Genomic DNA, 24,435 nt, shown 5'->3' on the forward strand with positions numbered 1-24,435 from the left:
ACCTCCCTCGGCCCGCGTCTTCCCTCGGGACAAGCCCTAGAGTGGGCCGGAAAACCATTTCGCAGATCAAGCGCGGACCAAGCGTCGACCGAGCGTCGGCCAAGCGCGGACCGTGCACGGATCACTCGCCGGAATCGACGACAGCAGGGAGCGCGCGACGTGCGGCCAGTCGGCAGCAAGTACCTGCTCGAGGAGCCGCTCGGGCGCGGCGCCACGGGCACCGTCTGGCGCGCCCGCCAGCGTGAGGCGGCAGGTGCGGAGGCGGCGGTGGCCGGGCACGCCGGCGAGACCGTGGCCATCAAGGTCCTCAAGGAGGAGCTGGCCCAGGACCCGGACATCGTCATGCGCTTCCTGCGCGAGCGCTCCGTCCTGCTGCGCCTGACCCACCCCAACATCGTCCGCACCCGCGACCTCGTCGTCGAGGGCGATCTCCTCGCCCTCGTCATGGACCTCATCGACGGTCCGGACCTGCACCGGTACCTGCGCGAGAACGGCCCCTTCAGCCCGGTCGCCGCGAGCCTGCTCACCGCCCAGATCGCGGACGCGCTCGCCGCCAGCCACGCCGACGGCGTGGTGCACCGGGACCTGAAGCCCGCCAACGTCCTGGTCGACGAGCGCGACGGCCAGATGAAGCCGATGCTCACCGACTTCGGCATCGCGCGCCTGGCCGACTCCCCGGGCCTGACGCGCACGCACGAGTTCGTCGGCACCCCGGCCTACGTCGCCCCCGAGTCCGCCGAGGGCCGCCCGCAGACCTCCGCCGTCGACATCTACGGCGCCGGCATCCTGCTCTACGAGCTCCTCACCGGCCGGCCGCCCTTCGCCGGCGGTACCGCGCTGGAGGTCCTGCACCGCCACCTCAGCGAGGAGCCGCAGCGCCCGCCGAACGTGCCCGAGCCGCTCTGGACGGTCATCGAGCGCTGCATGCGCAAGGAGCCCTACGAGCGCCCGAGCGCGGAGACCCTGGCGCGCGGCCTGCGCGTGGTCGCCTCCGGCATCGGCGTGCACTCCACGGCCGCCGAGGTCGAGGCCGCCCTCGGCGTCGGCGCGCTGCTCGCCCCCGACCCCTCGCCCGCGCCGGTGCCCGAGACCCCGGGCGCCGCGGACGCCACGCAGATGCTGCCCGGCGGCTCCGCGGGGGCCTCCCCGATGGGCGCCTACGACCCCAACGCCATGACCAGCGTGATGCCGCCGGTCGGCGCGGCCGACGCCACGTCGGTGCTCCCGAGCACGGGGGCGCCCGGCGCCGACCCGACCTCCGTGATGCCGCCCGTGCAGCGGCCGGACTCCCCGCACCCGTGGCAGTCGCAGATGCGGGCCGCCCGCGACCGCAACGAGCAGACGCAGATGCAGTACCTGGACCCGAGCGAGGACCCCCTGCGCCGCCGGCCGCAGCGCCAGGGCCCGCCGCCGCAGCAGCAGCACCAGCAGCCCCAGCGGCCCCAGCAGCAGCCGCAGCGACCGCAGCAGCCTCCGCAGCAGCAGCAGCCGTACCGACAGGCCCCGCCGCCGCAGCAGTACCAGCAGCCCCAGCAGTACCAGCAGCAGCAGTACGCGCCGCAGCCCCCGCCGCAGCACTACCAGCCGCAGCAGCAGCACCCCCAGCAGTACCAGCAGCCGCAGCAGCAGCCTCAGTACCGCCAGCCTCAGCCGCCGCCCCAGCAGCAGCCCCCTCAGGGTCCGCCGCCGGGCCGCCAGCCGGAGCGCAGGGAGCCCCGCGAGCCGCGCCGCAGTGCGAATCCGGTGAAGATTCCGGGACTGGGCTGCCTCAAGGGCTGCCTGGTGATGATCCTGGTGCTCTTCGTGGCGGGCTGGCTGGTCTGGGAGTTGACCCCGCTCCAGGAGTGGGTCGGTACCGGCCGCGGCTGGTGGGACCAGGTGTGGACCTGGGGCTCGGACGCCGTGGACTGGGTGAGCACGATCGGCGAGGCCACGGGAGGCGGCACGAGCCGCTGATCCGGCCTTCGAATTGGCCCGAATCAGCTCGCGTAGCGGCGACTTCATGGATTTGTCGACTTCTGGGACGTGATTTCGCCCGCAGAAGTGAAGGTCGCCGCGATCCGTGGACTACAACCCCCATCCGGCCGCGTAGCTTTGGCACGTACTCCAGCCGCTGAGGGAGCAGTCGTGGCACGGAAGATCGGCAGCCGGTACACCGCGCACCAGATCCTGGGACGCGGCAGCGCGGGCACGGTGTGGCTGGGCGAGGGGCCTGACGGCCCCGTCGCCGTCAAACTGCTGCGCGAGGACCTCGCGTCCGACCAGGAACTCGTCGGACGGTTCGTCCAGGAGCGCAGCGCGCTCCTGGGCCTGGAGCACCCGCACGTCGTCTGCGTCCGCGACCTCGTCGTCGACGGCAACGACCTCGCCCTCGTCATGGACCTCGTTCGCGGTACGGACCTGCGCACGCGCCTCGACCGCGAGCGGCGGCTCGCCCCCGAGGCGGCCGTCGCCATCGTCGCGGACGTCGCCGACGCGCTGGCCGCCGCGCACGCGGCCGGGGTCGTACACCGGGACGTGAAGCCGGAGAACGTCCTGCTCGACATGCAGGGCCCGCTCGGCCCGGGCGGCGCGCATCCGGCGCTGCTCACCGACTTCGGCGTGGCCAAGCTCATCGACTCCCCGCGCCGGTCCACCGGCGGCCGGGCCTCGGCCCCCACCACCCGGATCATCGGCACGCCCGACTACCTGGCGCCGGAGATCGTGGAGGGGCTGCCGCCGCGCGCGGCGGTGGACATCTACGCCCTGGCCACCGTGCTGTACGAACTCCTCGCCGGTTTCACGCCCTTCGGCGGCGGGCATCCCGGGGCGGTGCTGCGGCGCCACGTGACGGAGACCGTCGTCCCGCTGCCCGGCATCCCCGACGAGCTGTGGCAGCTGATGGTCCAGTGCCTGGCGAAGGCCCCCGCCTCGCGGCTGCGGGCCTCGGAGCTCTCCCTGCGGCTGCGGGACCTGCTGCCGCTGCTGGCGGGGATGCCGCCGCTGGACGTGGACGAGCCGGACGAGCCGGAGCAGGCGGAGTTCCCGGAACCGGAGGCCGCCGCCGCCGCGGATCCGGTGCGGCGGCGGGGTGTGGTGCCGCTGGTCCCCGGCTCCTCCACCGACTCCAACCGGGACACCCACACCTCGATGCGGGTGCCGGGGCCGGACGAGCTGGCGGGCGGGGCCCTGGGCACCGCCCGGGTCCCGCGTCCCGCCGGGGGGCACCGGCCCGGGTCCGCGCGGCACCGGGCGGAGACCGTCCGCAAGCGGAGGCTCGCGCTGTCCGCTGCCGCGGTTGCGCTGGCCGCCGCGGTGGGTGTCGGCAGCTGGCTGGCCGTCTCCTCCGACTCGGCGCCGCCCCAGGACAACAAGCAGTCGGGCTCTACGTCCCCGTAGCCGGGGGCGCGGCTGGGTGGGCCCTGCGGGGCGAAGTCCCCGACCCGCCCTTCCGCCGTTCCCCGGGGCTCCGCCCCGGACCCCGCGCCTCGAACGCCGGCGGGGCTGGAATCGCCCTGCGGGCAATCCGGCCCCGACCAGGCTGAATCCAGCCCCTCCGGCGCTTGATGAGCGGCGCCCCAGAGGTAGGGCTACGCCTCCGTCAGTTCCGGGTGCCAGCGCCGCGCCACCGCCGGGTGGGCGCGGACCCAGCCCTTCAGTTCGTTGCGGCCGTACTCCGCGTGCAGCGGGTTCGACGCGTCGTGCGCTATCCCCGGCGCCGCGTCCAGGTAGTCGCCCGGGACCGTCTCGATGACGGCGTCCAGGCGCGGGTTGTAGAAGAACGGCACCGAGAACCGCTCCACCGCCCCCGCCGGGCTCACCACGCGGTGGTCCGTCGCCGTCAGGTACCCCTCCGTCGCGATCTCCAGCAGCTCGCCCAGGTTGACCACGAAGGCCCCCGGCAGCGGGGGGACGTCCAGGAAGGCCCCGTCCCGGACCACCTGGAGCCCGCCCACCGAGTCCTGGAGGAGCAGGGTGAGGAAGCCGTAGTCCTTGTGGGCCCCGACCCCCTGGTCGGTGCCCGTCGGCGCGGATCCCGGGTAGCGGATCAGCTTCGTGTGCAGGTGGGGCCGGTCCGCGAAGGCCGCGTCGAAGAAGTCCGCCGGGGCGCCGATCGAGGCGAGCAGCTCCTGGAGCAGGCGGTGGGCCACCGCCGCCAGCCGGGACTGCCACGCCAGCACCGCGTCCCGCAGTTCCGGCAGCGCCGCGGGCCACTGGTTCGGGCCCTCCAGCCACAGGTACGCCGGGTCGTCCGGTCCGACCTCCCGCGCCTCCCGCTCCGCGCCCACGTCGAGCTGGTCGCGCCAGTCGGAGGCGCCGCCGGTCAGCTCGTGCCCGATGCGGGTGTAGCCGCGGAAGTGCGGGGAGTTGAGATTGCTCACCGCCAGCCGGTCAGCTTCCGGGAGGGCGAAGAACGCCCTGGTCAGGTCCAGGATCCGAGTGGTCTCGGCGGCGGTGACCCCGTGCCCGGTGAGGTGCAGGAAGCCGCTGTCCCGGGCGGCCGCGTGCAGTTCCTTGCGGAAGGAATCGCGCAGCGCCGGATCGTCCGCCTGGGACAGGTCCAGGACCGGAAGGGAGGTGGCCGCGGAGGAAGGAGAGACAGAGGAAGGCGAAGGAGAAGAAGCAGGAGAAGAAGCAGGAGAAGCAGGAGAAGGGTGCGCGGACGGCATGACGGCTCCGTTTCGGGATGTCACGGGGTCCTGTCCCCAGGGGTGGCGGGGGCCGCGGCTGGGGAGGGCCGCCGGCAGGGTTGGCGCCGGGACCGCGAGGCCGCGTACAGGACCAAGTCGGATCGGGGTGGATCAGGCTTGGGGCAGGTCCGGCGGCAGACAGCTCGTCGTCGTGACACGCATGTGGTCCACATGGCGGCGCTTGACGAGGAAGACGGTCATATCGTGAGCGTACGCCCGTGCGACCCTCCATTAGTACGGGGGATTCGGCCTGGCCGGAGAGCGTCCCCCGGGGACCGGCTACGCTGGACCCGTGGCAGTCGTCGATGTTTCCGAAGAGCTGAAGTCCCTCTCCTCGACCATGGGGTCGATCGAGGCCGTCCTGGACCTCGACAAGCTGAGGGCAGATATCGCCGTGCTCGAGGAGCAGGCCGCCGCGCCGTCCCTGTGGGACGACCCGGAGGCCGCCCAGAAGATCACGAGCAAGCTTTCGCACCTCCAGGCGGAGGTCCGTAAGACCGAGAGCCTGCGCGGGCGCATCGACGACCTGGCGGTGCTGTTCGACCTCGCCCAGGAGATGGACGACGCGGACACCCTCGCCGAGGCGGAGACCGAGCTGGTCTCCGTGCGCAAGGCGCTGGACGAGATGGAGGTCCGCACCCTGCTCTCCGGCGAGTACGCCGAGCGCGAGGCGCTGGTCAACATCCGGGCCGAGGCCGGCGGCGTGGACGCCTCCGACTTCGCCGAGCGCCTCCAGCGCATGTACCTGCGCTGGGCCGAGCGCCACGGCTACCCGACCGAGATCTACGAGACCTCGTACGCGGAAGAGGCCGGCATCAAGTCGACCACCTTCGTGGTCAAGGCCCCGTACGCCTACGGCACCCTTTCGGTCGAGCAGGGCACGCACCGCCTCGTCCGGATCTCGCCCTTCGACAACCAGGGCCGCCGCCAGACCTCCTTCGCGGGTGTCGAGGTGCTGCCGGTCGTCGAGTCCAGCGACCACGTCGAGATCGACGAGGGCGAGCTGCGCGTGGACGTGTACCGCGCCTCGGGCCCCGGCGGCCAGGGCGTCAACACGACCGACTCCGCGGTGCGCATCACGCACCTGCCGACCGGCATCGTGGTGTCCTGCCAGAACGAGCGCTCGCAGATCCAGAACAAGGCCAGCGCGATGAACGTCCTCCAGGCCAAGCTGCTCGAGCGGCGCCGCCAGGAGGAGAAGGACAGGATGGACGCCCTCAAGGACGGCGGAAGCTCCTGGGGCAACCAGATGCGCTCCTACGTCCTGCACCCGTACCAGATGGTCAAGGACCTCCGGACGGAGTTCGAGGTCGGCAACCCGCAGGCGGTGCTCGACGGCGAGATCGACGGCTTCCTGGAGGCCGGGATCCGCTGGCGCAAGCAGCAGGAGCAGACCGCGTAGGTTCGCGGATACGCAGGGAAAACGCTGGTCAGAGCAGTCAGAGCAGCAGGAAGGGCCCGGACGCCGTCAAGGTGTCCGGGCCCTTCCGTGTATGTGCTTCCGTACGTCTGATCGGGACGTGGCGGCTGAGGAACTACGCCGTCTGCTGAGCCACCAGTGCCAGCGCGGCCACCAGGATCACCAGCAGCGCGATGAGCGCCACCGGGTTGAGACCGCCGGAGAAGGGGTCCTCCTGCTGGAGGCGCCCCCGGTTCGCCCGGCACACCGGGCAGCGGCCCTGGCTGACGGGTGCGGCGCAGTTCGCGCACACGAGCCGGTCATATGTCATGCGCTCCTCCTTTCGTCCCCTCGGTTACAACGGTCGCGGGAAACGGTCCGTTCCCCCTCCCACTGTGCCAGCTTCGATGACATTCGGCGCGGCCCCTCCGTGCAATCGCGGTCGGGCACCTCTCGGACCAGGGGATATATCGGGCAACTCCGGACGCCGGGTCCACACCTCGCGCCTGTTCGCGTATGGTCACGCACACCTACTCCCGGCGACCGTGGTGCACCCGTGATCCGATTCGACAACGTCTCCAAGTCCTACCCGAAGCAGAGCCGCCCCGCACTCAGAGATGTTTCTCTGGACATCGCGAAGGGCGAGTTCGTCTTCCTGGTCGGCTCCTCCGGCTCCGGCAAGTCCACCTTCATGCGGCTCATCCTGCGCGAGGAGCGGGCGAGCCACGGCCAGGTGCACGTCCTGGGCAAGGACCTCGCCAAGCTCTCCAACTGGAAGGTTCCGCAGATGCGGCGCCAGCTGGGGACCGTCTTCCAGGACTTCCGCCTGCTGCCCAACAAGTCGGTGGCCGACAACGTGGCCTTCGCCCAGGAGGTCATCGGCAGACCTCGCGGCGAGATCAGGAAGGCCGTTCCCCAGGTACTGGAACTCGTCGGCCTCGGCGGCAAAGAGGACCGGATGCCCGGCGAGCTCTCGGGCGGTGAGCAGCAGCGCGTGGCCATCGCCCGTGCCTTCGTCAACCGGCCGGCGCTGCTGATCGCGGACGAGCCCACCGGCAACCTGGACCCCCAGACCTCCGTCGGCATCATGAAGCTGCTGGACCGGATCAACCGGACCGGCACCACCGTGATCATGGCGACCCATGACCAGCAGATCGTCGACCAGATGCGCAAGCGCGTCATCGAACTCGAGCAGGGCCGTCTCGTCCGCGACCAGTCGCGCGGCGTCTACGGCTACCAGCACTGAAAGGCTCCTGAGACGCGATGCGCGCCCAGTTCGTCATGTCGGAGATCGGGGTCGGTCTCCGCCGCAATCTGACCATGACCTTCGCGGTCATCATTTCCGTGTCCCTGTCGCTGGCCCTGTTCGGCGGTTCCCTGCTCATGCGCGACCAGGTGAGCAAGATGAAGGGGTACTGGTACGACAAGGCCAACGTTTCCATCTACCTCTGCAACAAGAACGACGCGGAGACCGTGGGTGGCTCCGCCTGCTCCAAGGGAGCGGTGACCCCGGAGCAGAAGCAGGCCCTGGAAGCCGAACTCAAGGGCATGGACCTCGTCAAGGGCGTCACCTACGAATCCGCCGACGAGGCCTTCAAGCACTACCAGGAGCAGTTCGGCAAGACCCCCCTGGCGGCCTCCATCACCCCGGACCAGATGCAGGAATCCTTCCGGGTGAAGCTGAAGCAGCCCGAGAAGTACAAGGTCATCACGACCTCCTTCTCCGGCCGTGACGGCGTCCAGGCCGTCGAGGACCAGCGCAGTGTGACGGACAACCTCTTCAAGCTCCTCGGCTACCTCAACCTGGCCGCCCTCGGCATCATGCTGATCATGCTGATCGTGGCCCTGCTGCTGATCGTCAACACGGTGCGCGTCTCGGCCTTCAGCCGTCGGCGCGAAACCGGGATCATGCGCCTGGTGGGCGCCTCCAGCTTCTACATCCAGGTGCCGTTCATCATGGAGGCGGCCTTCGCCGGCCTGATCGGCGCGCTGCTCGCCTGCGGGATGCTCGGCGCCGGCCAGTACTTCGTGATCGACCACGGCGCCGCACTGCGCGAGAAGATGGAGCTCATCAACTTCATCGGCTGGGACTCGGTCCTGACCAAGCTGCCGCTGGTGCTCGTGATCGGCGTGCTGATGCCCTCGCTGGCCGCCTTCATCGCGTTGCGCAAGTACCTGAAGGTGTGACGAGCGCCCCGCGAGCGGTACGGCCAACCACCCGTACCGCCGCGGGCCTTGTCCTAGACTCGGCGCCATGCCGGGACTGCCCGCCCTCTGTCTCCGGCCCCGCGACGTGCGTCGCGGGGCCGTTTTGACGTTGTTCTTCCTCGCCGCCGTGGGGGCCGGTGCCTGCACCGGGAGCTGGGAGTACCCCGGCGCCGGGCGGGCCGCGCGTCCCGCCGCGCTGGTGGCGGGTACGGAGCCCTCCGCGGCCGGGGCCCTGCCCGGGACGCGGGCACCGGCGCAGGCGCACCGCGAGACGGGCACCGCCGACCGGGACGCGGTGGCCCGCGCGGCCGCCGAGGCCGTCGCCGAGGGCAAGTCCGCGAAGTCGGCGGCCCAGGAGGTGGTCAGCCGCAGCGGGGACCGCTGGGCCGCGGTGTACGACCAGGGCGAGTACGAGGCCTTCGCCGACGACCTGGACGGCCACTGGACGGGCGTCGGCCTGTGGGCCGGGCGGCTGCGCGACGGCCGCATCGAGATCGACCGGGTGCAGCCCGGCAGCCCCGCGGCGCGGGCCGGGATGCGCGCCGGGGACCGGCTGCTCAGCATCGACGGGCAGAGCGTGACCGGGCTCAAGGTGGCCGAGGTGGTGGCCCTGCTGCGCGGCGAGGCCGGCACCCCCGTGGTCCTGAAGCTGACCCGTGGCGGGGCCGACCTCACGCAGACCGTGCGGCGCGAGCGGCTGCGCAGCGAGCCGGTGACGGTGCGCGAACTGCCCGGCGGGATCACGGTCATCAAGGTCGCCTCCTTCACCCGGGGTTCCGGCGACCGGGTCCGCTCCGCGGTGCGCGCCGCGCCGCCCGGCGGCGGGGTCATGCTCGACCTGCGCGGCAACACCGGCGGCCTGGTCACCGAGGCCGTGACGGCCGCCTCCGCCTTCCTGGACGGCGGGCTGGTGGCCACGTACGACGTGCGCGGCGCCCAGCGCGCCCTCTACGCGACCCCGGGCGGCGATACGGCCCGGCCCCTGGTGGCGTTGATCGACGGCGGCACGATGAGCGCGGCCGAACTGGTCACCGGGGCCCTGCAGGACCGGGGCCGTGCGGTGGCGGTCGGTACCCGCACCTTCGGCAAGGGCTCGGTGCAGATGCCGACGGAGCTGCCGGACGGTTCGGTGGCGGAGCTGACGGTGGGTACGTACCGCACTCCGGCGGGCCGCAGCCTGGACGGTGCGGGCATCACCCCGGACCTGGCGGCGGCGGACCGGGTCGAGGAACGGGCCCGCACGGTATTGGGTGGCATCGGGGTGGGTCCATAGTGCGAAAATGACCGCACTATGGCTAAGGAAACAGGGCGCAAGCTGATCGCCCAGAACAAGAAGGCGCGGCACGACTACACGATCATCGACACCTACGAGTGCGGTCTCGTGCTCACGGGTACCGAGGTCAAGTCCCTGCGTCAGGGACGTGCCTCGCTGGTGGACGGCTTCGTGTCGGTGGAGAGCGGCGAGGCCTGGCTCTACAACGTGCACGTGCCCGAGTACAGCCAGGGCACCTGGACCAACCACAGCGCGCGGCGCAAGCGCAAGCTGCTCCTGCACCGCGAGGAGATCGACAAGCTCGACTCGAAGACGGGGGAGACGGGCAACACGATCGTGCCGCTCGCCCTGTACTTCAAGGACGGCCGGGCGAAGATCGAGATCGCGCTGGCGAAGGGCAAGAAGGAGTACGACAAGCGGCAGTCGCTGCGCGAGAAGCAGGACACGCGCGAGACGAACCGGGTGATCTCGGCCGTGAAGCGCAAGGAGCGCGGCCAGCTTTAATGTCCTGGCAGAGTGTGGTCCACGTCGCGTACCATGGCGTCAGCACCACACGCTTGCGAGTGGCGCCGGTCGAGCGGGACGCATGGAGAGCGCCTGCTGGATCTCATAACTGAACAGCGTGAAACATGGGGATGATCGGTTTCGACAGCGGATGTCGATGTAGGGGAAGCGAGCCGAGAAAGCGGCAATGATCTCGTTAACCATATGTCGCAAACAATAATCGCCAACTCCAAGAGCGATAACTCCCGCTTCACCCTCGCTGCCTAATAACAGTGAGCTGAAGCCTCTGTGAGGAGCGTCAGCCCGGAAGTGGTCCCGGTCCGGATCCTGGCGTCAATTAGGGATCTAAACCTCTAACTCCGGTCACGGGGGATAGAGGGAAATCAAACAGTGACTGAGCCCGTCGGAGACTTGTCCGTGTGATCTCCGGGGCTGAGAAAAGCGCAGCGGAATGCGCTCGGAGAAGCCCTACTTCTGCACCGTTGGACGCGGGTTCGATTCCCGCCATCTCCACAACCCCCATGTTGGGCAAAGGCCCCGCGGCCATCAGGCTGCGGGGCCTTTGTCGTGTCAGGCGCCCCGGGAGGCGCGCACGGTCCCCGTGCCGACGAGGAGGGCCAGCAGGGCCGCCGCCGCCGGGAGGACGTACGGGGCCGTCGTGCCCCAGTGGTCGATCGCGGCGCCGGCCGTCGCGGAGCCCGCCGAGATGCCCGCGAAGATGGCGGTGACGGCGAGGGTCATGCCCTCGTTGAGCCGACCCGGCGGGGTCACGGCGTGGATCCGGGACATCGCGGTGACCATGACCGGGGCCGTGGCCGTGCCGGCCGCGAGCAGGGCCGCGGCGAGGGCGAGCACCGAGCCGGTGGCGGCCGCCGCCCAGGGCAGGGCCATTGCCCCGGCCAGGACGGCCAGGCAGACCGGCAGTCCGCGCGGGCGCAGGGTGCCGTAGAGCAGGCCGGCCAGGCAGGAGCCCGCCGCCTGGAGGGCGATGACCGGGCCCGAGAGGGCGCCGAGGCCGTGCCCGCCGAGGTGGGCGACGGAGGTGATCTCCAGCGAGCCGAACATCGTGCCGAGGACGAAGAAGAGCGGCAGCAGCCGTCCCAGGCTCCGCAGCGGCGACTTGCCGCGGACCGGCGCCGCCGCCGGGGGCTCCGTGGCGCGGTGGGCCGTGAAGACCAGCATCCCGGTCAGGAGCAGCGCGGCGCCGACGAGCGTGCCCGCTTCCGGGAAGACGGTGGTGCAGAGGAACGCGGCGACCACCGGCCCGAGCATGAACGCCAGCTCGTCCGCGGCCTGTTCGAAGGACATCGCGGTGTGGTGCGCCGCGGGGTCGCCCTTCAGCAGGTGCGTCCAGCGGGCGCGGGACATGCCGCCGATGTTGGGGGTGGTCGCGGTGGCGGCGTAGGAGGCGAAGAGGGTCCAGGCGGGCGCCTCGCTGCGGACGCACGCGACGAGCGAGAGGGAGCCGAGTACGGCGATCAGGGTGGCCGGTACGGCGACGCGGGCCTGCCCGTGCCGGTCGACCAGCCGGGCGGTCCAGGGGGCCACGACCGCGGTGGCCGCCAGACCGGCCGCGACGACCCCGCCGGCGAGGGCGTACGAGCCGCGCTGGCCCGCGATCATCATGACGGCGCTGATCCCGAACATGCCCATGGGGAGCCGGGCGATGAGGTTCCCGGTGGTGAAGCCGCGGGTGCCGGGGAGGGCGAACAGCCGCCGGTACGGGCCGGGGGTGCGGGCCGGGCGGCGACCCGGCCGCCCGGGGGTGGGGGCGGGGCCGGGGGCGAGGACCAGGGTGGTGCCGGTGACGGTCATCAGCGGGGTGGTGGGCATGGATCAAGGCTCGGGCCCAGGGGCCGTACGGGTCCAACACCTGTTCGGGGGTGATTCACCGCCCTGTGTTGTTAGTCTCCGCAGGTGACTCCCCGAGACGTCGAACCCCGCCTGCTGCGCTCCTTCCTCGCCGTGGCCGAGGAACTGCACTTCACCCGTGCCGCCGCCCGGCTCTACGTCGCCCAGCAGGCCCTGAGCCGGGACGTGCGCCGCCTCGAACAGGCTCTGGGCGCGCCTTTGTTCGCCCGCACCACCCGCGCCGTCGAGCTCACCTCCGACGGGGAGCGGCTGCTGCCCCTGGCCCGGGGCGTCCTGCGCGCCCACGAGGAGCTGGCCGCCGCCTTCGCCGGGGACACCACCGCCCGGCCGCTGCTCGTCGACCTCAACACCGACGGCCCCGGCACCGCGCGCGCCGTCCTGGACCGGGCCCGCGAGCTCGCCCCCGACTGCGAGCTGATGGCCCGCTTCGAGTCCGGGCTCACCCACGCCGCCGCCGAGATCGCCGCCGGCCGCCTCGACGTCTCCTTCGGGTACGCCGACGGCCTCGACCCGGCGCTGCGGGCCCGCCTCGCGCAGACGCCCGTACGGTACGAGCCGCTCGCGGTGGTGCTGGCCGAGGGGCACGCGCTGGCCGGGCTGGACTCCGTACCCCTGGACGCGCTGCGCGGGGAGACGGTGTACGCGGGGGCCGGGAACCCGCGGACCCTGGAGTGGACCGGGCTGGCGCGCGAGCTGTTCGCCGGGCGGGGCATCGAGCCCGCGCCGCCCGCGCCGGTGGCGATGGGCAAGGACGAGTTCCGCCGGGTCATGGTCAAGACGGGCAATCCGGTGCTCGCCACGGTGGACTTCGTCGACATGCCCGGCTGCGTCAAGCGGCCGCTGACCGCGCCGGTACCGCTGTCACCGCTCGCCATGGTGTGGCGCAAGGGAATGAGCCACCCCGGGCTCGACGCCCTGCGCGCCGCTGCCGCGGAGCTCGGCGCCGGGCGCGGCTGGCTGGAGGTCCCCGCGGACAGCTGGCTGCCCGCGCTCACACCGGGCCCGGGCGCTGGGTGAGTGCAAGGTTTCCCGCCGGTCATCCGGCGGGGACCGGGGCTGAAACGAGCCCTTCCTACGGTCGTCACCACGGACGAGACGCGACGAGCCCGGCAAGCCGGACAAGGCCGACGAGCGCGACGAGCGCGACGTGATCGCAGCAGCTGTGGAGGCGTGTGATGACCAGTACGACCGCACCGCGCAAGGGTGGCCGCTGGATCGAGCGGTGGGACCCCGAGGACGAGACCTTCTGGCGCGAGACGGGGGAGAAGACGGCCCGCCGGAACCTGATCTACTCCGTGCTCTCCGAGCACATCGGGTTCTCGATCTGGTCCCTGTGGTCCGTGATGGTGCTCTTCATGGGCCCGCAGTACGGGATCGACCCCGCCGGAAAGTTCTTCCTCATCGCCACCGCCACCTGCGTGGGCGCCCTGGTCCGCGTCCCGTACACCTTCGCGGTGGCCCGCTTCGGCGGCCGCAACTGGACGGTCTTCAGCGCCCTGATGCTGCTCGCGCCGACGGTCGCCGCCTGGCTGGTGATGGAGCCCGGGACCTCGTACAACACGTTCCTGCTGGTGGCCGCGCTGACCGGGGTCGGCGGCGGCAACTTCGCCTCGTCGATGACGAACATCAACGCCTTCTTCCCGCTCCGCAAGAAGGGCTGGGCGCTCGGCCTCAACGCGGGCGGCGGCAACATCGGGGTCCCCGTCGTCCAGCTCGTCGCCCTGCTGGTCATCGGCACGGCCGGGGCCGGCCACCCGCGGCTGCTCCTCGGCGCCTACATCCCGCTCATCGTGATCGCGGCGGCGCTCGCCGCGCTGCGGATGGACAACCTGGCCCCCGTGCGCAACGACACCGGAGCCGTCCGCGACGCGGCCCGCGACGGGCACACCTGGATCATGGCGTTCCTGTACATCGGCACCTTCGGTTCCTTCATCGGCTACAGCTTCGCCTTCGGACTGGTGCTCCAGACGCAATTCGGCCGCACGCCGCTCCAGGCGGCCTCGCTCACCTTCATCGGACCGCTGCTCGGCTCGCTGATCCGGCCGGTCGGCGGGGCCCTCGCGGACCGCTTCGGCGGCGCGTGGATCACCCTGGGCACCTTCGTGGCGATGGCGGCGGCGACCGGAGTGGTGATCACGGCCTCCGTACGGGAATCCCTGCCGGTCTTCCTCGTCGGCTTCGTGGGGCTCTTCGTCCTCAGCGGGCTCGGCAACGGCTCCACCTACAAGATGATCCCCGGCATCTTCCAGGCGAAGGCGCTGGCCCGCGGGATGAGCGGCGAGGACGCGGCCGCGTACGGGCGGCGGCTGTCCGGCGCCTCCATGGGACTCATCGGCGCGGTCGGCGCGCTCGGCGGGCTCGGCATCAACCTGGTCTTCCGGGAGGCCTTCCTGAGCTCCGGCTCGGGCACGGCGGCCTTCATGACCTTCCTCGGCTTCTACGCGGTGTGCTGCGCCGTCACCTGGGCGGTATACCTTCGCCGGCCCGCCCAGGTGATGATCCCCACGGCCGGGGCGGAGGCGAAGCCGCAGCTCACCTCGGTGTAACGGCGGCCACACGTCGGTTAACGGCACCGAAATACGCGTGAACCGAGCCTGATACGCCCCCAGGGCAGGCTCGGTCCACGCGAACCTCACGAGTGCGTGTGAACGCGACACCGGACCCCGACACCGGACCCCACTGCGCGAGGCAGGTCACCATGCACGACATCCACACCGGTCCGCCGGCCGGCCCGCTCGCCGGATTCACCGTCGGGGTCACCGCCGCCCGGCGGGCCGACGAGCTCATCGCCCTGCTGCGCCGCCGCGGGGCCACCGTGCTGCACGCCCCCGCCCTGCGGATCGTGCCGCTCGCCGACGACGCCGAGCTGCTGTCCGCCACCAAGGAACTCATCGGCTGCGCGCCCGACGTGGTGGTGGCGACCACCGCCATCGGCTTCCGCGGCTGGATCGAGGCCGCCGACGGGTGGGGGCTCGGCGAGGAACTCCTCGGGCGGCTGCGGGAGACCGAACTGCTGGCGCGCGGACCGAAGGTGAAGGGCGCGATCCGGGCCGCCGGGCTCGTGGAGACCTGGTCCCCGCGCTCGGAATCGCTCGCCGAGGTACTGGACCGGCTGCTCTCGGCCGGGGTGGCCGGCCGGCGCATCGCCCTCCAGCTGCACGGGGAACCGCTGCCCGGGTTCATCGAGGCCCTGCGGGCGGGCGGGGCCGAGGTGGTCGGCGTACCCGTCTACCGGTGGATGCCGCCGGAGGACCTCGGGCCGCTGGACCGGCTGATCGACGCGGTGGCCGTGGGCGCGGTGGACGCGGTGAGCTTCACCTCCGCCCCGGCGGCGGCCTCCCTGCTGACGCGGGCCGCGGAGCGGGGCGTACGGGAACCCGTGATCGAGGCGCTGACCGGCGGGTCGGTCCTGTCCGCGTGCGTGGGGCCGGTGACGGCCCTGCCGCTCCAGGCGGAAGGCGTGCCCACGGTGCAGCCCGAGCGCTTCCGGCTCGGACCCCTCGTGCAGCTCCTGTGCCAGGAACTCCCGGGCCGGGCCCGCGTGCTCCCGGTGGCCGGACACCGGCTGGAGCTGCGCGGCCACGCGGTCCTCGTCGACAGCGAGCTGCGCCCCGTCCCGCCGGCCGGCATGGCCCTGCTCAGGGCCCTGTCCCGGCGCCCGGGCTGGGTCGTGGCCCGCTCCGAGCTCCTGCGCGCCCTGCCCGGCGCGGGCCGCGACGAGCACGCGGTGGAAACGGCGATGGCCCGCCTGCGCGTGGCCCTGGGCGCCCCGAACCTCATCCAGACCGTCGTCAAGCGCGGCTACCGGCTGTCGCTGGACATGTCCGCCGACACGAAGTACGCGGACGCCTGAGGGACCGGGCCGTCCCTTGCGGCAGGACCGGGCCGGAAGCCGCAGGGGCTCCCCTCTGGCCGGGGCCCGGGCCGTCCGTTAGCGTGCCCGGATGATCATTGACGGTGTGGAGATGAGGGCCCTGCGGCTGGAAGACGCCGCCGGGAGGGCCGAGACGCTGGTGCGCAACCGCGCTCACATGGCTCCCTACGAGCCCTGGCGGGACGAGGAGTTCTACACCGAGGCCGGGCAGCGGGCCCGGATCCAAGGGATCCTCGCGGAGCAGGAGGGCGGCCGGGCGCGGTCCTTCGTGCTGGTCGCCGCCGACGGCGAGCAGGTCGGGGTGATCAACCTCCAGAACATCGTGCGCGGGCCGATGCTCAGCGCCTCCGTCGGCTACTGGATCGACCAGGCCTGGGCCGGCAGGGGGCTGGCCACCGCCGCGCTGCACGAGGTCTGCCGGATCGCCCGCGACGAGGAGCGGCTGCACCGGGTCGAGGCGGGTACGAGGGTCGACAACCTGGCCTCCCAGCGGGTGCTGGAGAAGGCCGGCTTCGAGCCGTACGGGCTCGCGCCCCGCTTCCTGCACGTCGGCGGGGACTGGCAGGACCACCGCCTCTTCCAACTGCTCCTGAACGACGAGCCGCCCGCCCTCTAGCCGACGGCCCCGCAGACGGGCACTCTGGGGGCACGCCCCGAGTGGGAGGCGGTGACGGGCATGTGGTTCGACTCCGGGCGGGTCTGCCTGGACCTGGTGGCTACTTTTGCGCCTCTCGCGAAGACCGAGGGCATCCGGGACGGGGCCGGGCTGCGGCTGTGGCTCACCGGAGCCGGGCTGGTGCCCGGCCGGACGCCGCTGAGCCGCGTCGGGGACGACTGGGTGCGGGCCTTCCGGGAGCTGCGCGCCGACGTCGAGAGCCTCGTACGGGCCGAGCTGGCCGGAGCCGCGCCGCCCGGGGCCGCGCTGGCCCGGGTCAACGCGGCGGCCGCCGGTCCACCCCCGGGCCTGTGTGCCGTACAGGACCAAGAAGGGCACCTCGTGCGCGAGTTGTGCGGCGGCGTCGAATGCGCCGGGCTGCTCGCCGCCGTGGCCCGGGACGCCGTCGAACTGCTCACCGACCCCGGCGAACGGGAGTTGCTGCGCGCCTGCGAGGGCGACGGCTGCGCCCGGGTCTACCTCGACACCTCGCGCGGACACCGCCGCCGCTGGTGCTCCAGCGAGCTGTGCGGGAACCGCGAGCGCGTGGCCCGCCACCGGCGCCGCGTCCTGGAATCGCGCCCCGGCTGACCCCGCCCGCGGCGCCCGCCGGGCGTGATCTTCGTCCTGATCCGCGAGCCGTCCTGGAAGGGGCGTGCGCGGACGGGCCCCTTCGCGTACGGTTGACGGCTGCCCATGCACGTCAGAAAGGGGCCTTGGTGGCCGCGCAGAATGCCGCTGTCGACAGCACGGCGGATTCCGTCCGCGATCGGGAGATCGCGGTCGAGCAGACGCATCTCGATCACGTGTACCGACGCCTTGAGGAGAAGATCCACGAGGCGGAGTTCCTGATGAACGACGCCGCCAAGCGTGGCCAGGTCGGCACGCCCGGCGCCCTCGCGGAACGGGACGCGCAGGTGTTCCGTGCCGGAATCCACCTCAACCGTCTCAACAACGAGTTCGAGGACTTCCTGTTCGGCCGCATCGACCTGGTCCTCGGCAAGGACGGGGAGCGGGGCCCCGACGGCGCCTTCACCTCCGTCGAGCCCGCCGACGACGCGATCCGTACCGACCTCACGGCCGACATCGCCGAGACGCTCCACATCGGCCGCATCGGGGTCCTCGACTCCGACTACGCGCCGCTCGTCATCGACTGGCGCGCCCCCGCGGCCGCGCCGTTCTACCGCTCCACCCCCAAGGATCCCGGCCGCGTCGTGCGCCGCCGCGTCATCCGCTCCAAGGGCCGCAAGGTGCTCGGAGTCGAGGACGACCTGATGCGCCCCGAGGTGACCGCCTTCCTCGACGGGGACGAGCTGCCCGTCATCGGCGACGGCGCCCTGATGGCCGCCCTGGGGCGGGCCCGTACCCACTCGATGCGCGACATCGTCTCCTCCATCCAGGCCGAGCAGGACCTCGTCATCCGGGCGCCCGCCGCCTCGGTCGCCGAGGTCGCGGGCGGACCGGGCACCGGCAAGACCGCCGTCGCCCTGCACCGCGCCGCCTACCTGCTCTACCAGGACCGCCGGCGCTACTCCGGCGGCATCCTGATCGTCTCCCCGACCCCGCTGCTGGTGGCCTACACCGAGGGTGTCCTGCCCTCCCTCGGCGAGGAGGGCCAGGTCGCCATCCGGGCGCTCGGCTCGCTCGTCGACGGGGCCGAGGCGACCACGTACGACGACCCGTCCACGGCACGCATCAAGGGCTCGTCCCGGATGCTGAAGGTGTTGCGCAAGGCCGTACGGGGCGCCCTGGAGTTCGGCGGTCCCGGCGGGACCCCCGCCCCCGACCGGCTGCGCGTGGTGGCCTTCGGGCGCCGCCAGGAGCTGGAGGCCCCCGACCTCGACCGGATCCGGCAGAACGTCCTGTCCGGCACCGCCCCCGTCAACCTGCTGCGCCCGCGCGCCCGCAAGCTCCTGCTGGACGCGCTGTACTCCAAGTCCGGCGGCGCCGGCCGGCACAGCGACCCGGAGCTCGCGGCCGAGCTGCGCTCCGCCTTCGACGAGGACATCTCGACGGAGGACGCGTTCATCGACTTCCTGAACGCCTGGTGGCCCGAGCTGACCCCGCGCGCCGTGCTGGCCTCCATGGCCGACGAGCGGCGCCTGTCGCGCTGGTCGCGCCGGGACCTGAACCCGCGCGAGACCCGCCAGGTGGCGCGCTCCCTGCGCCGGGTGGGCCCGGACGGCAAGGGCGCCCTGTCGGTGCACGACGTGGCGCTGCTGGACGAGCTCCAGCAGCTGCTGGGCGCGCCCGCACGGCCGAAGCGGAAGCGGGAGCTGAACCCGCTGGACCAGCTGAGCGGGCTGGAGGAGCTGATGCCCACCCGCGAGGAGACCCAGTGGGAGCGGGCGGAGCGGCTCGCGGCGGAGCGCACCGAGTACGCGCACGTCATCGTCGACGAGGCGCAGGACCTGACGCCGATGCAGTGGCGGATGGTCGGCCGCCGCGGCCGGGGCGGCACGTGGACGGTGGTCGGTGACCCGGCGCAGTCCTCGTGGACCGATCCGCAGGAGGCGGCCGCAGCGCGCGACGAGGCGCTGGGCACGCGGCCGCGGCGCAAGTTCACCCTGACGGTGAACTACCGCAACCCGGCCGAGGTCGCCGAGGTCGCCTCGCGCGTGCTGAAGCTGGCCGCGCCGGGCACGGAGCCGCCGACGGCGGTGCGCTCCACGGGCCTGCTGCCGCGCTTCACGGCGGTCGTTGAGGATCTGCGCTCCACCGTCGTGGAGGAGACCCGGCGGCTGCTGGAGCAGGTGGACGGCACCGTCGGCGTGGTCGTGGCCATGGACCGGCGCGCGGAGGCCGCGGGGTGGCTCGCGCACCTGGGGGAGCGGGCGGTCGCGCTGGGCAGCCTGGAGGCGAAGGGCCTGGAGTACGACGCCACGGTGGTCGTCTCCCCGGCGGAGATCGCGGACGAGTCCCCGGCCGGCCTGCGGGTGCTCTACGTGGCCCTGACCCGTGCGACGCAGCAGCTGACGGTGATCTCCACCGACCGGGACGCCCCGGACGCCGAGGGGGTCGCGGCGCTGCTCCAGCCGTAGGCGCCTCGGCACGGCACCTCGGTGGGCACCTCGTAGGGCCGGTTGGTCGGCGGCCAAGAGCGTGGTCCCGCAACCGGTCGCCGGTGGGGGGATCGCTTCGGGCGAACCTTTGTTAGCCTGGGTTACGGCACCGACTCGATCCAAGCCCCCGGGCCCAACCTTAGTCGCCTAGAGCGACCACTTGCCGCGAGGCGAGCATGGCGGGTCGGTGTCGTAAACGTAGGAAGCATCAGGTCCGCGTCCTCCACCCAGTGGAGGGCGCGGACCTTTTTGTATGGGCCACCCATTCCACAGGCGAGAGTTATCTCGTATGGTGGAAGTGTTCTTCCGAAATTTGTAGCTGGTTACCTTGTACCGGCTGGTAGGTGGGACGATCGGACAACAGGTCCTGCCATACCTGCCATGTTCTCGGCGGTGCAGCGCGGGACCCTGCGTGTAAAAGAACCAGGGACAGAAGAGGAACACGGCCATGGCAACGGCGCCCAGCGTCTCGTACTCGATGACGGTCCGCCTGGAAGTGCCCGCGAGCGGTACCGCGGTCTCCCAGCTCACCACCGCCGTGGAGTCCTCCGGTGGCTCGGTCACCGGCCTCGACGTGACCGCATCCGGCCACGAGAAGCTCCGTATCGACGTCACCATCGCCGCGACGTCCACGGCGCACGCCGACGAGATCGTCGAGAAGCTCCGCGGGATCGAGGGGGTCAGCCTCGGCAAGGTCTCCGACCGCACCTTCCTGATGCACCTCGGCGGCAAGATCGAGATGCAGTCGAAGCACCCCATCCGCAACCGCGACGACCTCTCGATGATCTACACCCCGGGCGTGGCCCGCGTGTGCATGGCGATCGCCGAGAACCCCGAGGACGCCCGCCGTCTGACCATCAAGCGCAACTCCGTCGCAGTCGTGACGGACGGCAGCGCCGTGCTGGGCCTCGGCAACATCGGCCCGATGGCCGCGCTGCCCGTCATGGAGGGCAAGGCGGCCCTCTTCAAGCGCTTCGCCGGCATCGACGCATGGCCGATCTGCCTGGACACCCAGGACTCCGACGAGATCGTCGCCATCGTCAAGGCGATCGCCCCGGGCTTCGCGGGCATCAACCTGGAGGACATCTCCGCGCCGCGCTGCTTCGAGATCGAAGCCCGGCTGCGCGAGGCCCTCGACATCCCCGTCTTCCACGACGACCAGCACGGCACCGCCATCGTGGTCCTCGCCGCCCTCACCAACGCACTGCGCGTGGTGGGCAAGGCCGTTGGCGACGTCAAGGTGGTCATGTCGGGCGCCGGAGCCGCCGGTACCGCCATCCTCAAGCTGCTCCTCGCCGCGGGCGTCAAGAACGCCGTCAGCGCCGACATCCACGGCGTGGTGCACGTGGACCGCCCCGACCTCGTCGACGCGGCCCCGGACTCCCCGCTGCGCTGGATCGCCGACAACACCAACCCCGAGGGCTACACGGGCACCCTGAAGGAGGCCGTGGCGGGCGCCGACGTGTTCATCGGCGTCTCGGCCCCCAACGTCCTGTCCGGCGAGGACGTGGCCGCCATGGCGGAAGGCGCGATCGTGTTCGCGCTCGCGAACCCGGACCCCGAGGTGGACCCGGCGATCGCCCGCCAGACCGCCGCCGTCGTGGCCACCGGCCGTTCCGACTTCCCGAACCAGATCAACAACGTGCTGGTCTTCCCGGGTGTCTTCCGCGGCCTGCTGGACGCCCAGTCGCGCACGGTCAACACCGAGATGATGCTGGCCGCCGCGAGCGCCCTGGCCGACGTGGTCGGCGAGGACGAGCTGAACGCGAACTACATCATCCCGTCGGTCTTCAACGACAAGGTCGCGGGCGCGGTCGCCGGAGCCGTCCGCAAGGCCGCCTCCGCGGCTGTGACGGCGCCCACCTCCGCCTGATCCCCGGCGCGTCGCGGGATGCGGGCCCCCCGGGCCGCCCATAGGGTTGCGGGGATGCCCGCGTGGTCCGCGGTCCGCGTCTCCGGACACCCATCCGGACGCCTTCTGGTGCGGACGGAGCGTCACCGCGGCGTGACTGTGGCGCTTTTCGTGTGACCCCGGTGGGTGCCGGATTGGCTTTCCCGCCGGTGGTGGGGGCAGGATGCGTAACCGGGCGAGAGGGTCTGACGTCAGACCCGGGTCCGGGGACTGTCCTAGGGCCCTGGCAGCATCGGCTTCGATCTCACGCCTCTAAGGCACGTTGAACACGGGAGTACAACATGAACCGCAGTGAGCTGGTGGCCGCTCTGTCCGAGCGCGCCGAGGTGACCCGCAAGGACGCCGACGCCGTTCTGGCCGCGCTCGCCGAGACCGTCGGCGAGATTGTCGCCAAGGGCGACGAGAAGGTCACCATCCCCGGCTTCCTGACCTTCGAGCGCACCCACCGTGCCGCTCGCACCGCGCGCAACCCGCAGACCGGCGACCCCATCCAGATCCCGGCCGGCTACAGCGTGAAGGTCTCCGCGGGCTCCAAGCTCAAGGAAGCCGCCAAGGGCAAGTAGTACGCCCTTGTGCCGGGGGCCGTACAGGCTTTCGGGACGGCAGTAGTACGTATTACGCGAGAGGCGGCCACCCGGCACCGGGTGGCCGCCTCTCGGCGCTCCCGGGGTACCGGATGGCCTCCGGGGGCCAGAACGCCCCCACAGGCCCTGTACGGGGCCTGTGGGGGCGTTCTGGGACGGTCTGTGTGGATCTCGCCGGTCAGACGAGGTCGCCGCCCGGAAGTTCGACCTTGGCGCCCAGTTCCACGAGCTTCTCCATGAAGTTCTCGTAGCCCCGGTTGATCAGGTCGATGCCGTGCACCCGCGAGGTGCCCTCGGCGGCGAGCGCCGCGATCAGGTACGAGAACCCGCCGCGCAGGTCGGGGATGACCAGATCGGCGCCCTGGAGCTTGGTGGGCCCCGAGACGACGGCCGAGTGCAGGAAGTTGCGCTGGCCGAAGCGGCAGGCGCTGCCGCCCAGGCACTCGCGGTAGAGCTGGATGTGCGCGCCCATCTGGTTGAGCGCGGAGGTGAATCCCAGACGGGACTCGTAGACCGTCTCGTGGACGATCGACAGGCCGGTGGCCTGGGTCAGCGCCACGACCAGCGGCTGCTGCCAGTCGGTCTGGAAGCCGGGGTGGACGTCCGTCTCCAGCGCGATGGCGTTGAGCGGGCCGCCCGGGTGCCAGAAGCGGATGCCGTCGTCGTCGATCTCGAACGCCCCGCCGACCCGGCGGAAGGTGTTCAGGAACGTCATCATCGAACGCTGCTGCGCGCCGCGCACGTAGATGTTTCCGCCGGTGGCGAGCGCCGCGGACGCCCAGGAGGCGGCTTCCAGCCGGTCCGGGAGCGCCTTGTGGTTGTAGCCGCCCAGGCGGTCGACACCGGTGATCCGGATGGTCCGGTCGGTGTCCATGGAGATGATCGCGCCCATCTTCTGCAGGACGCAGATGAGGTCTTCGATCTCCGGTTCGACGGCGGCGTTGCTGAGCTCGGTGACGCCCTCGGCCAGGACGGCCGTCAGCAGCACCTGCTCGGTCGAGCCGACCGACGGGTAGGGCAGGCGGATCTTGCAGCCGCGCAGGCGCTGGGGGGCCTCCAGGTACTGACCGCCCTCGCGCTTCTCGATGGTCGCGCCGAACTGGCGGAGCACCTCGAAGTGGAAGTCGATCGGCCGGCCGCCGATGTCGCAGCCGCCCAGGCCCGGGATGAAGGCGTGGCCGAGGCGGTGCAGCAGCGGGCCGCAGAACAGGATCGGGATCCGCGAGGACCCCGCGTGCGCGTCGATGTCGGCGACGTTCGCGCTCTCGACGTGCGAGGGGTCGAGCACCAGCTCGCCCGGTTCGTCACCGGGGCGGACGGTCACCCCGTGCAGCTGGAGCAGCCCGCGCACGACCCGGACGTCCCGGATGTCGGGAACGTTGCGCAGCCGGCTCGGCTCGCTGCCGAGCAGGGCCGCGACCATCGCCTTGGGTACGAGGTTCTTCGCGCCGCGGACACGGATCTCGCCCTCGAGCGGAGTTCCGCCGTGGACAAGCAGTACATCGTCACTGATGCCGGTCATGAATCTCGCGTTCCGGAGAGGGGTGGGCAGGGGGCCAGTGAAAAGGGTAAGGGGCATGACCCCCCTGTTCGTAAGGCTGACGGGGCCGTAGGACTGTCATGAATTCGGCACAACACCCTGGGTGCCCGCCAGATAGCGGAGCGTCTCCTTCCGGCCGGGGGTCCGGCCGGCTGCCCGCGCGCGCCCCGTACTGCCGCGGTGCGCCCTGAGCTGCGTACGGTCCGGTCGTGCCGCCCACTCCCCCTCGCGGGCGAATGTGCGAGATCATGTCGCCATGACCGAGGTGTCCTCCCTCACAGGGCGGCTGCTCGTGGCCACCCCCGCCCTCGCGGACCCGAATTTCGACCGCGCGGTGGTGCTGCTGCTCGACCACGACGAGCAGGGCTCGCTCGGCGTCGTCCTCAACCGGCCCACCCCGGTGGGCGTCGGTGACGTCCTGCTGCCCTGGGCTCCGCTGGCCAAGGACCCCGGAGTGGTCTTCCAGGGCGGCCCGGTGGCGCTGGACTCCGCGCTGGGGCTGGCGGTCATCCCGGGCGAGGAGGGACCGCTCGGCTGGCGCCGGGTGCACGGGGCGATCGGCCTGGTGGACCTGGAGGCCCCGCCGGAACTCCTCGCGGCGGCCCTCGGCGGCCTGCGCATCTTCGCCGGGTACTCGGGCTGGGGCCCGGGGCAGCTGGAGGAGGAACTGGGCGTGGGCGCCTGGTACGTCGTCGACTCGGAGCCGGGCGACGTCTCCTTCCCGGACCCCGAGCGGCTCTGGCGCGCCGTGCTGCGGCGCCAGCGCAGCGAGCTGGCCATGGTGGCCACGTACGCGGACGACCCGTCGCTGAACTGAGGCCGGGGGCGGGGCGGCCGGTGCGGCCGCCGCGGATCCCTCGCGCGCGAGGGACTCGGTACCCT

Annotated in this window: 20 protein-coding genes and 1 other RNA gene; 17 read left to right on the top strand and 4 right to left on the bottom strand. The window is 71.9% G+C overall.

Annotated elements, in window-relative coordinates:
- The first annotated feature begins 159 nt into the window (after positions 1–159).
- Together OHA37_RS23915 and OHA37_RS23920 are read left to right on the top strand one after the other, a co-directional pair.
- Positions 160–1,956 (top strand): serine/threonine-protein kinase, encoded by a 1,797-nt coding sequence (locus tag OHA37_RS23915; protein WP_266908340.1) that lies wholly within the window; start codon positions 160–162, stop codon positions 1,954–1,956.
- A 171-nt stretch (positions 1,957–2,127) separates the two neighbouring features.
- The gene (locus OHA37_RS23920) at positions 2,128–3,378 is read left to right on the top strand and encodes a serine/threonine-protein kinase (RefSeq protein ID WP_266908342.1); all 1,251 of its coding nucleotides are present in this window, start codon (positions 2,128–2,130) and stop codon (positions 3,376–3,378) included.
- A 191-nt stretch (positions 3,379–3,569) separates the two neighbouring features.
- Here OHA37_RS23920 and OHA37_RS23925 read toward each other — a convergent pair whose 3' ends face one another.
- Positions 3,570–4,649, bottom strand: a complete 1,080-nt coding sequence (locus tag OHA37_RS23925; RefSeq protein WP_266908343.1) for an isopenicillin N synthase family dioxygenase — start codon at positions 4,647–4,649, stop codon at positions 3,570–3,572.
- A gap of 313 nt (positions 4,650–4,962) precedes the next feature.
- Here OHA37_RS23925 and prfB point away from each other — a divergent pair, with 313 nt between their 5' ends.
- Complete coding sequence (gene prfB / locus OHA37_RS23930; RefSeq protein WP_266908345.1) at positions 4,963–6,072, top strand: peptide chain release factor 2; 1,110 nt, start codon at positions 4,963–4,965, stop codon at positions 6,070–6,072.
- A gap of 133 nt (positions 6,073–6,205) precedes the next feature.
- Here the strand turns inward: prfB and OHA37_RS23935 are convergent, their stop codons facing one another.
- A complete protein-coding gene (locus tag OHA37_RS23935) occupies positions 6,206–6,400 on the bottom strand; it encodes a hypothetical protein (protein WP_266908347.1) in 195 nt (64 codons plus the stop codon).
- A 225-nt stretch (positions 6,401–6,625) separates the two neighbouring features.
- On the opposite strand from OHA37_RS23935, the gene ftsE reads away from it, so the two are divergent.
- The 5 genes from ftsE (at position 6,626) to ssrA (ending at position 10,570) form a co-directional block, all read left to right on the top strand.
- Positions 6,626–7,315 (top strand): cell division ATP-binding protein FtsE, encoded by a 690-nt coding sequence (ftsE, locus tag OHA37_RS23940; protein WP_266908349.1) that lies wholly within the window; start codon positions 6,626–6,628, stop codon positions 7,313–7,315.
- Positions 7,316–7,332: 17 nt separating this feature from the next.
- The gene (gene ftsX / locus OHA37_RS23945; RefSeq protein ID WP_266908351.1) at positions 7,333–8,256 is read left to right on the top strand and encodes a permease-like cell division protein FtsX; all 924 of its coding nucleotides are present in this window, start codon (positions 7,333–7,335) and stop codon (positions 8,254–8,256) included.
- Positions 8,257–8,323: 67 nt separating this feature from the next.
- Entirely contained in the window at positions 8,324–9,550 is a 1,227-nt protein-coding gene (locus OHA37_RS23950; RefSeq protein ID WP_266908353.1) for a S41 family peptidase, read from the top strand.
- An 18-nt stretch (positions 9,551–9,568) separates the two neighbouring features.
- Complete coding sequence (smpB, locus tag OHA37_RS23955) at positions 9,569–10,054, top strand: SsrA-binding protein SmpB (RefSeq protein ID WP_266908355.1); 486 nt, start codon at positions 9,569–9,571, stop codon at positions 10,052–10,054.
- 127 nt (positions 10,055–10,181) lie between these two features.
- Positions 10,182–10,570, top strand: a transfer-messenger RNA (tmRNA) gene (gene ssrA / locus OHA37_RS23960).
- A 54-nt stretch (positions 10,571–10,624) separates the two neighbouring features.
- Here the strand turns inward: ssrA and OHA37_RS23965 are convergent.
- On the bottom strand, positions 10,625–11,887 hold the full coding sequence (locus OHA37_RS23965) for an MFS transporter (RefSeq protein ID WP_266908357.1): 1,263 nt from the start codon (positions 11,885–11,887) through the stop codon (positions 10,625–10,627).
- Positions 11,888–11,971: 84 nt separating this feature from the next.
- On the opposite strand from OHA37_RS23965, the gene OHA37_RS23970 reads away from it, so the two are divergent.
- From OHA37_RS23970 to OHA37_RS24005, 8 genes are all read left to right on the top strand, one after another.
- Positions 11,972–12,943, top strand: coding sequence for a LysR family transcriptional regulator (locus tag OHA37_RS23970; protein ID WP_266908359.1), 972 nt, complete (start codon positions 11,972–11,974; stop codon positions 12,941–12,943).
- Between the two features lie 158 nt (positions 12,944–13,101).
- Entirely contained in the window at positions 13,102–14,472 is a 1,371-nt protein-coding gene (locus tag OHA37_RS23975) for an MFS transporter (protein WP_266908361.1), read from the top strand.
- A 152-nt stretch (positions 14,473–14,624) separates the two neighbouring features.
- Entirely contained in the window at positions 14,625–15,779 is a 1,155-nt protein-coding gene (locus OHA37_RS23980; RefSeq protein ID WP_266913046.1) for a uroporphyrinogen-III synthase, read from the top strand.
- 91 nt (positions 15,780–15,870) lie between these two features.
- The gene (locus OHA37_RS23985; RefSeq protein WP_266908363.1) at positions 15,871–16,416 is read left to right on the top strand and encodes a GNAT family N-acetyltransferase; all 546 of its coding nucleotides are present in this window, start codon (positions 15,871–15,873) and stop codon (positions 16,414–16,416) included.
- Positions 16,417–16,476: 60 nt separating this feature from the next.
- A complete protein-coding gene (locus tag OHA37_RS23990; protein WP_266908365.1) occupies positions 16,477–17,046 on the top strand; it encodes a CGNR zinc finger domain-containing protein in 570 nt (189 codons plus the stop codon).
- 128 nt (positions 17,047–17,174) lie between these two features.
- Positions 17,175–19,496: a HelD family protein gene (locus OHA37_RS23995; RefSeq protein ID WP_266908367.1), complete on the top strand. Its 2,322-nt coding sequence runs from the start codon at positions 17,175–17,177 to the stop codon at positions 19,494–19,496.
- A 469-nt stretch (positions 19,497–19,965) separates the two neighbouring features.
- Complete coding sequence (locus OHA37_RS24000; protein WP_266908369.1) at positions 19,966–21,390, top strand: NAD-dependent malic enzyme; 1,425 nt, start codon at positions 19,966–19,968, stop codon at positions 21,388–21,390.
- A gap of 320 nt (positions 21,391–21,710) precedes the next feature.
- The gene (locus tag OHA37_RS24005) at positions 21,711–21,992 is read left to right on the top strand and encodes an HU family DNA-binding protein (protein ID WP_007264399.1); all 282 of its coding nucleotides are present in this window, start codon (positions 21,711–21,713) and stop codon (positions 21,990–21,992) included.
- A 199-nt stretch (positions 21,993–22,191) separates the two neighbouring features.
- Here the strand turns inward: OHA37_RS24005 and murA are convergent, their stop codons facing one another.
- Complete coding sequence (murA, locus tag OHA37_RS24010; protein WP_243337326.1) at positions 22,192–23,535, bottom strand: UDP-N-acetylglucosamine 1-carboxyvinyltransferase; 1,344 nt, start codon at positions 23,533–23,535, stop codon at positions 22,192–22,194.
- A gap of 274 nt (positions 23,536–23,809) precedes the next feature.
- Between murA and OHA37_RS24015 the strand changes: the two genes are divergently transcribed.
- On the top strand, positions 23,810–24,370 hold the full coding sequence (locus OHA37_RS24015) for a YqgE/AlgH family protein (protein WP_266908372.1): 561 nt from the start codon (positions 23,810–23,812) through the stop codon (positions 24,368–24,370).
- Positions 24,371–24,435: the final 65 nt, after the last annotated feature.

It is taken from the genome of Streptomyces sp. NBC_00335 (assembly GCF_036127095.1).
Lineage (GTDB): Bacteria > Actinomycetota > Actinomycetes > Streptomycetales > Streptomycetaceae > Streptomyces.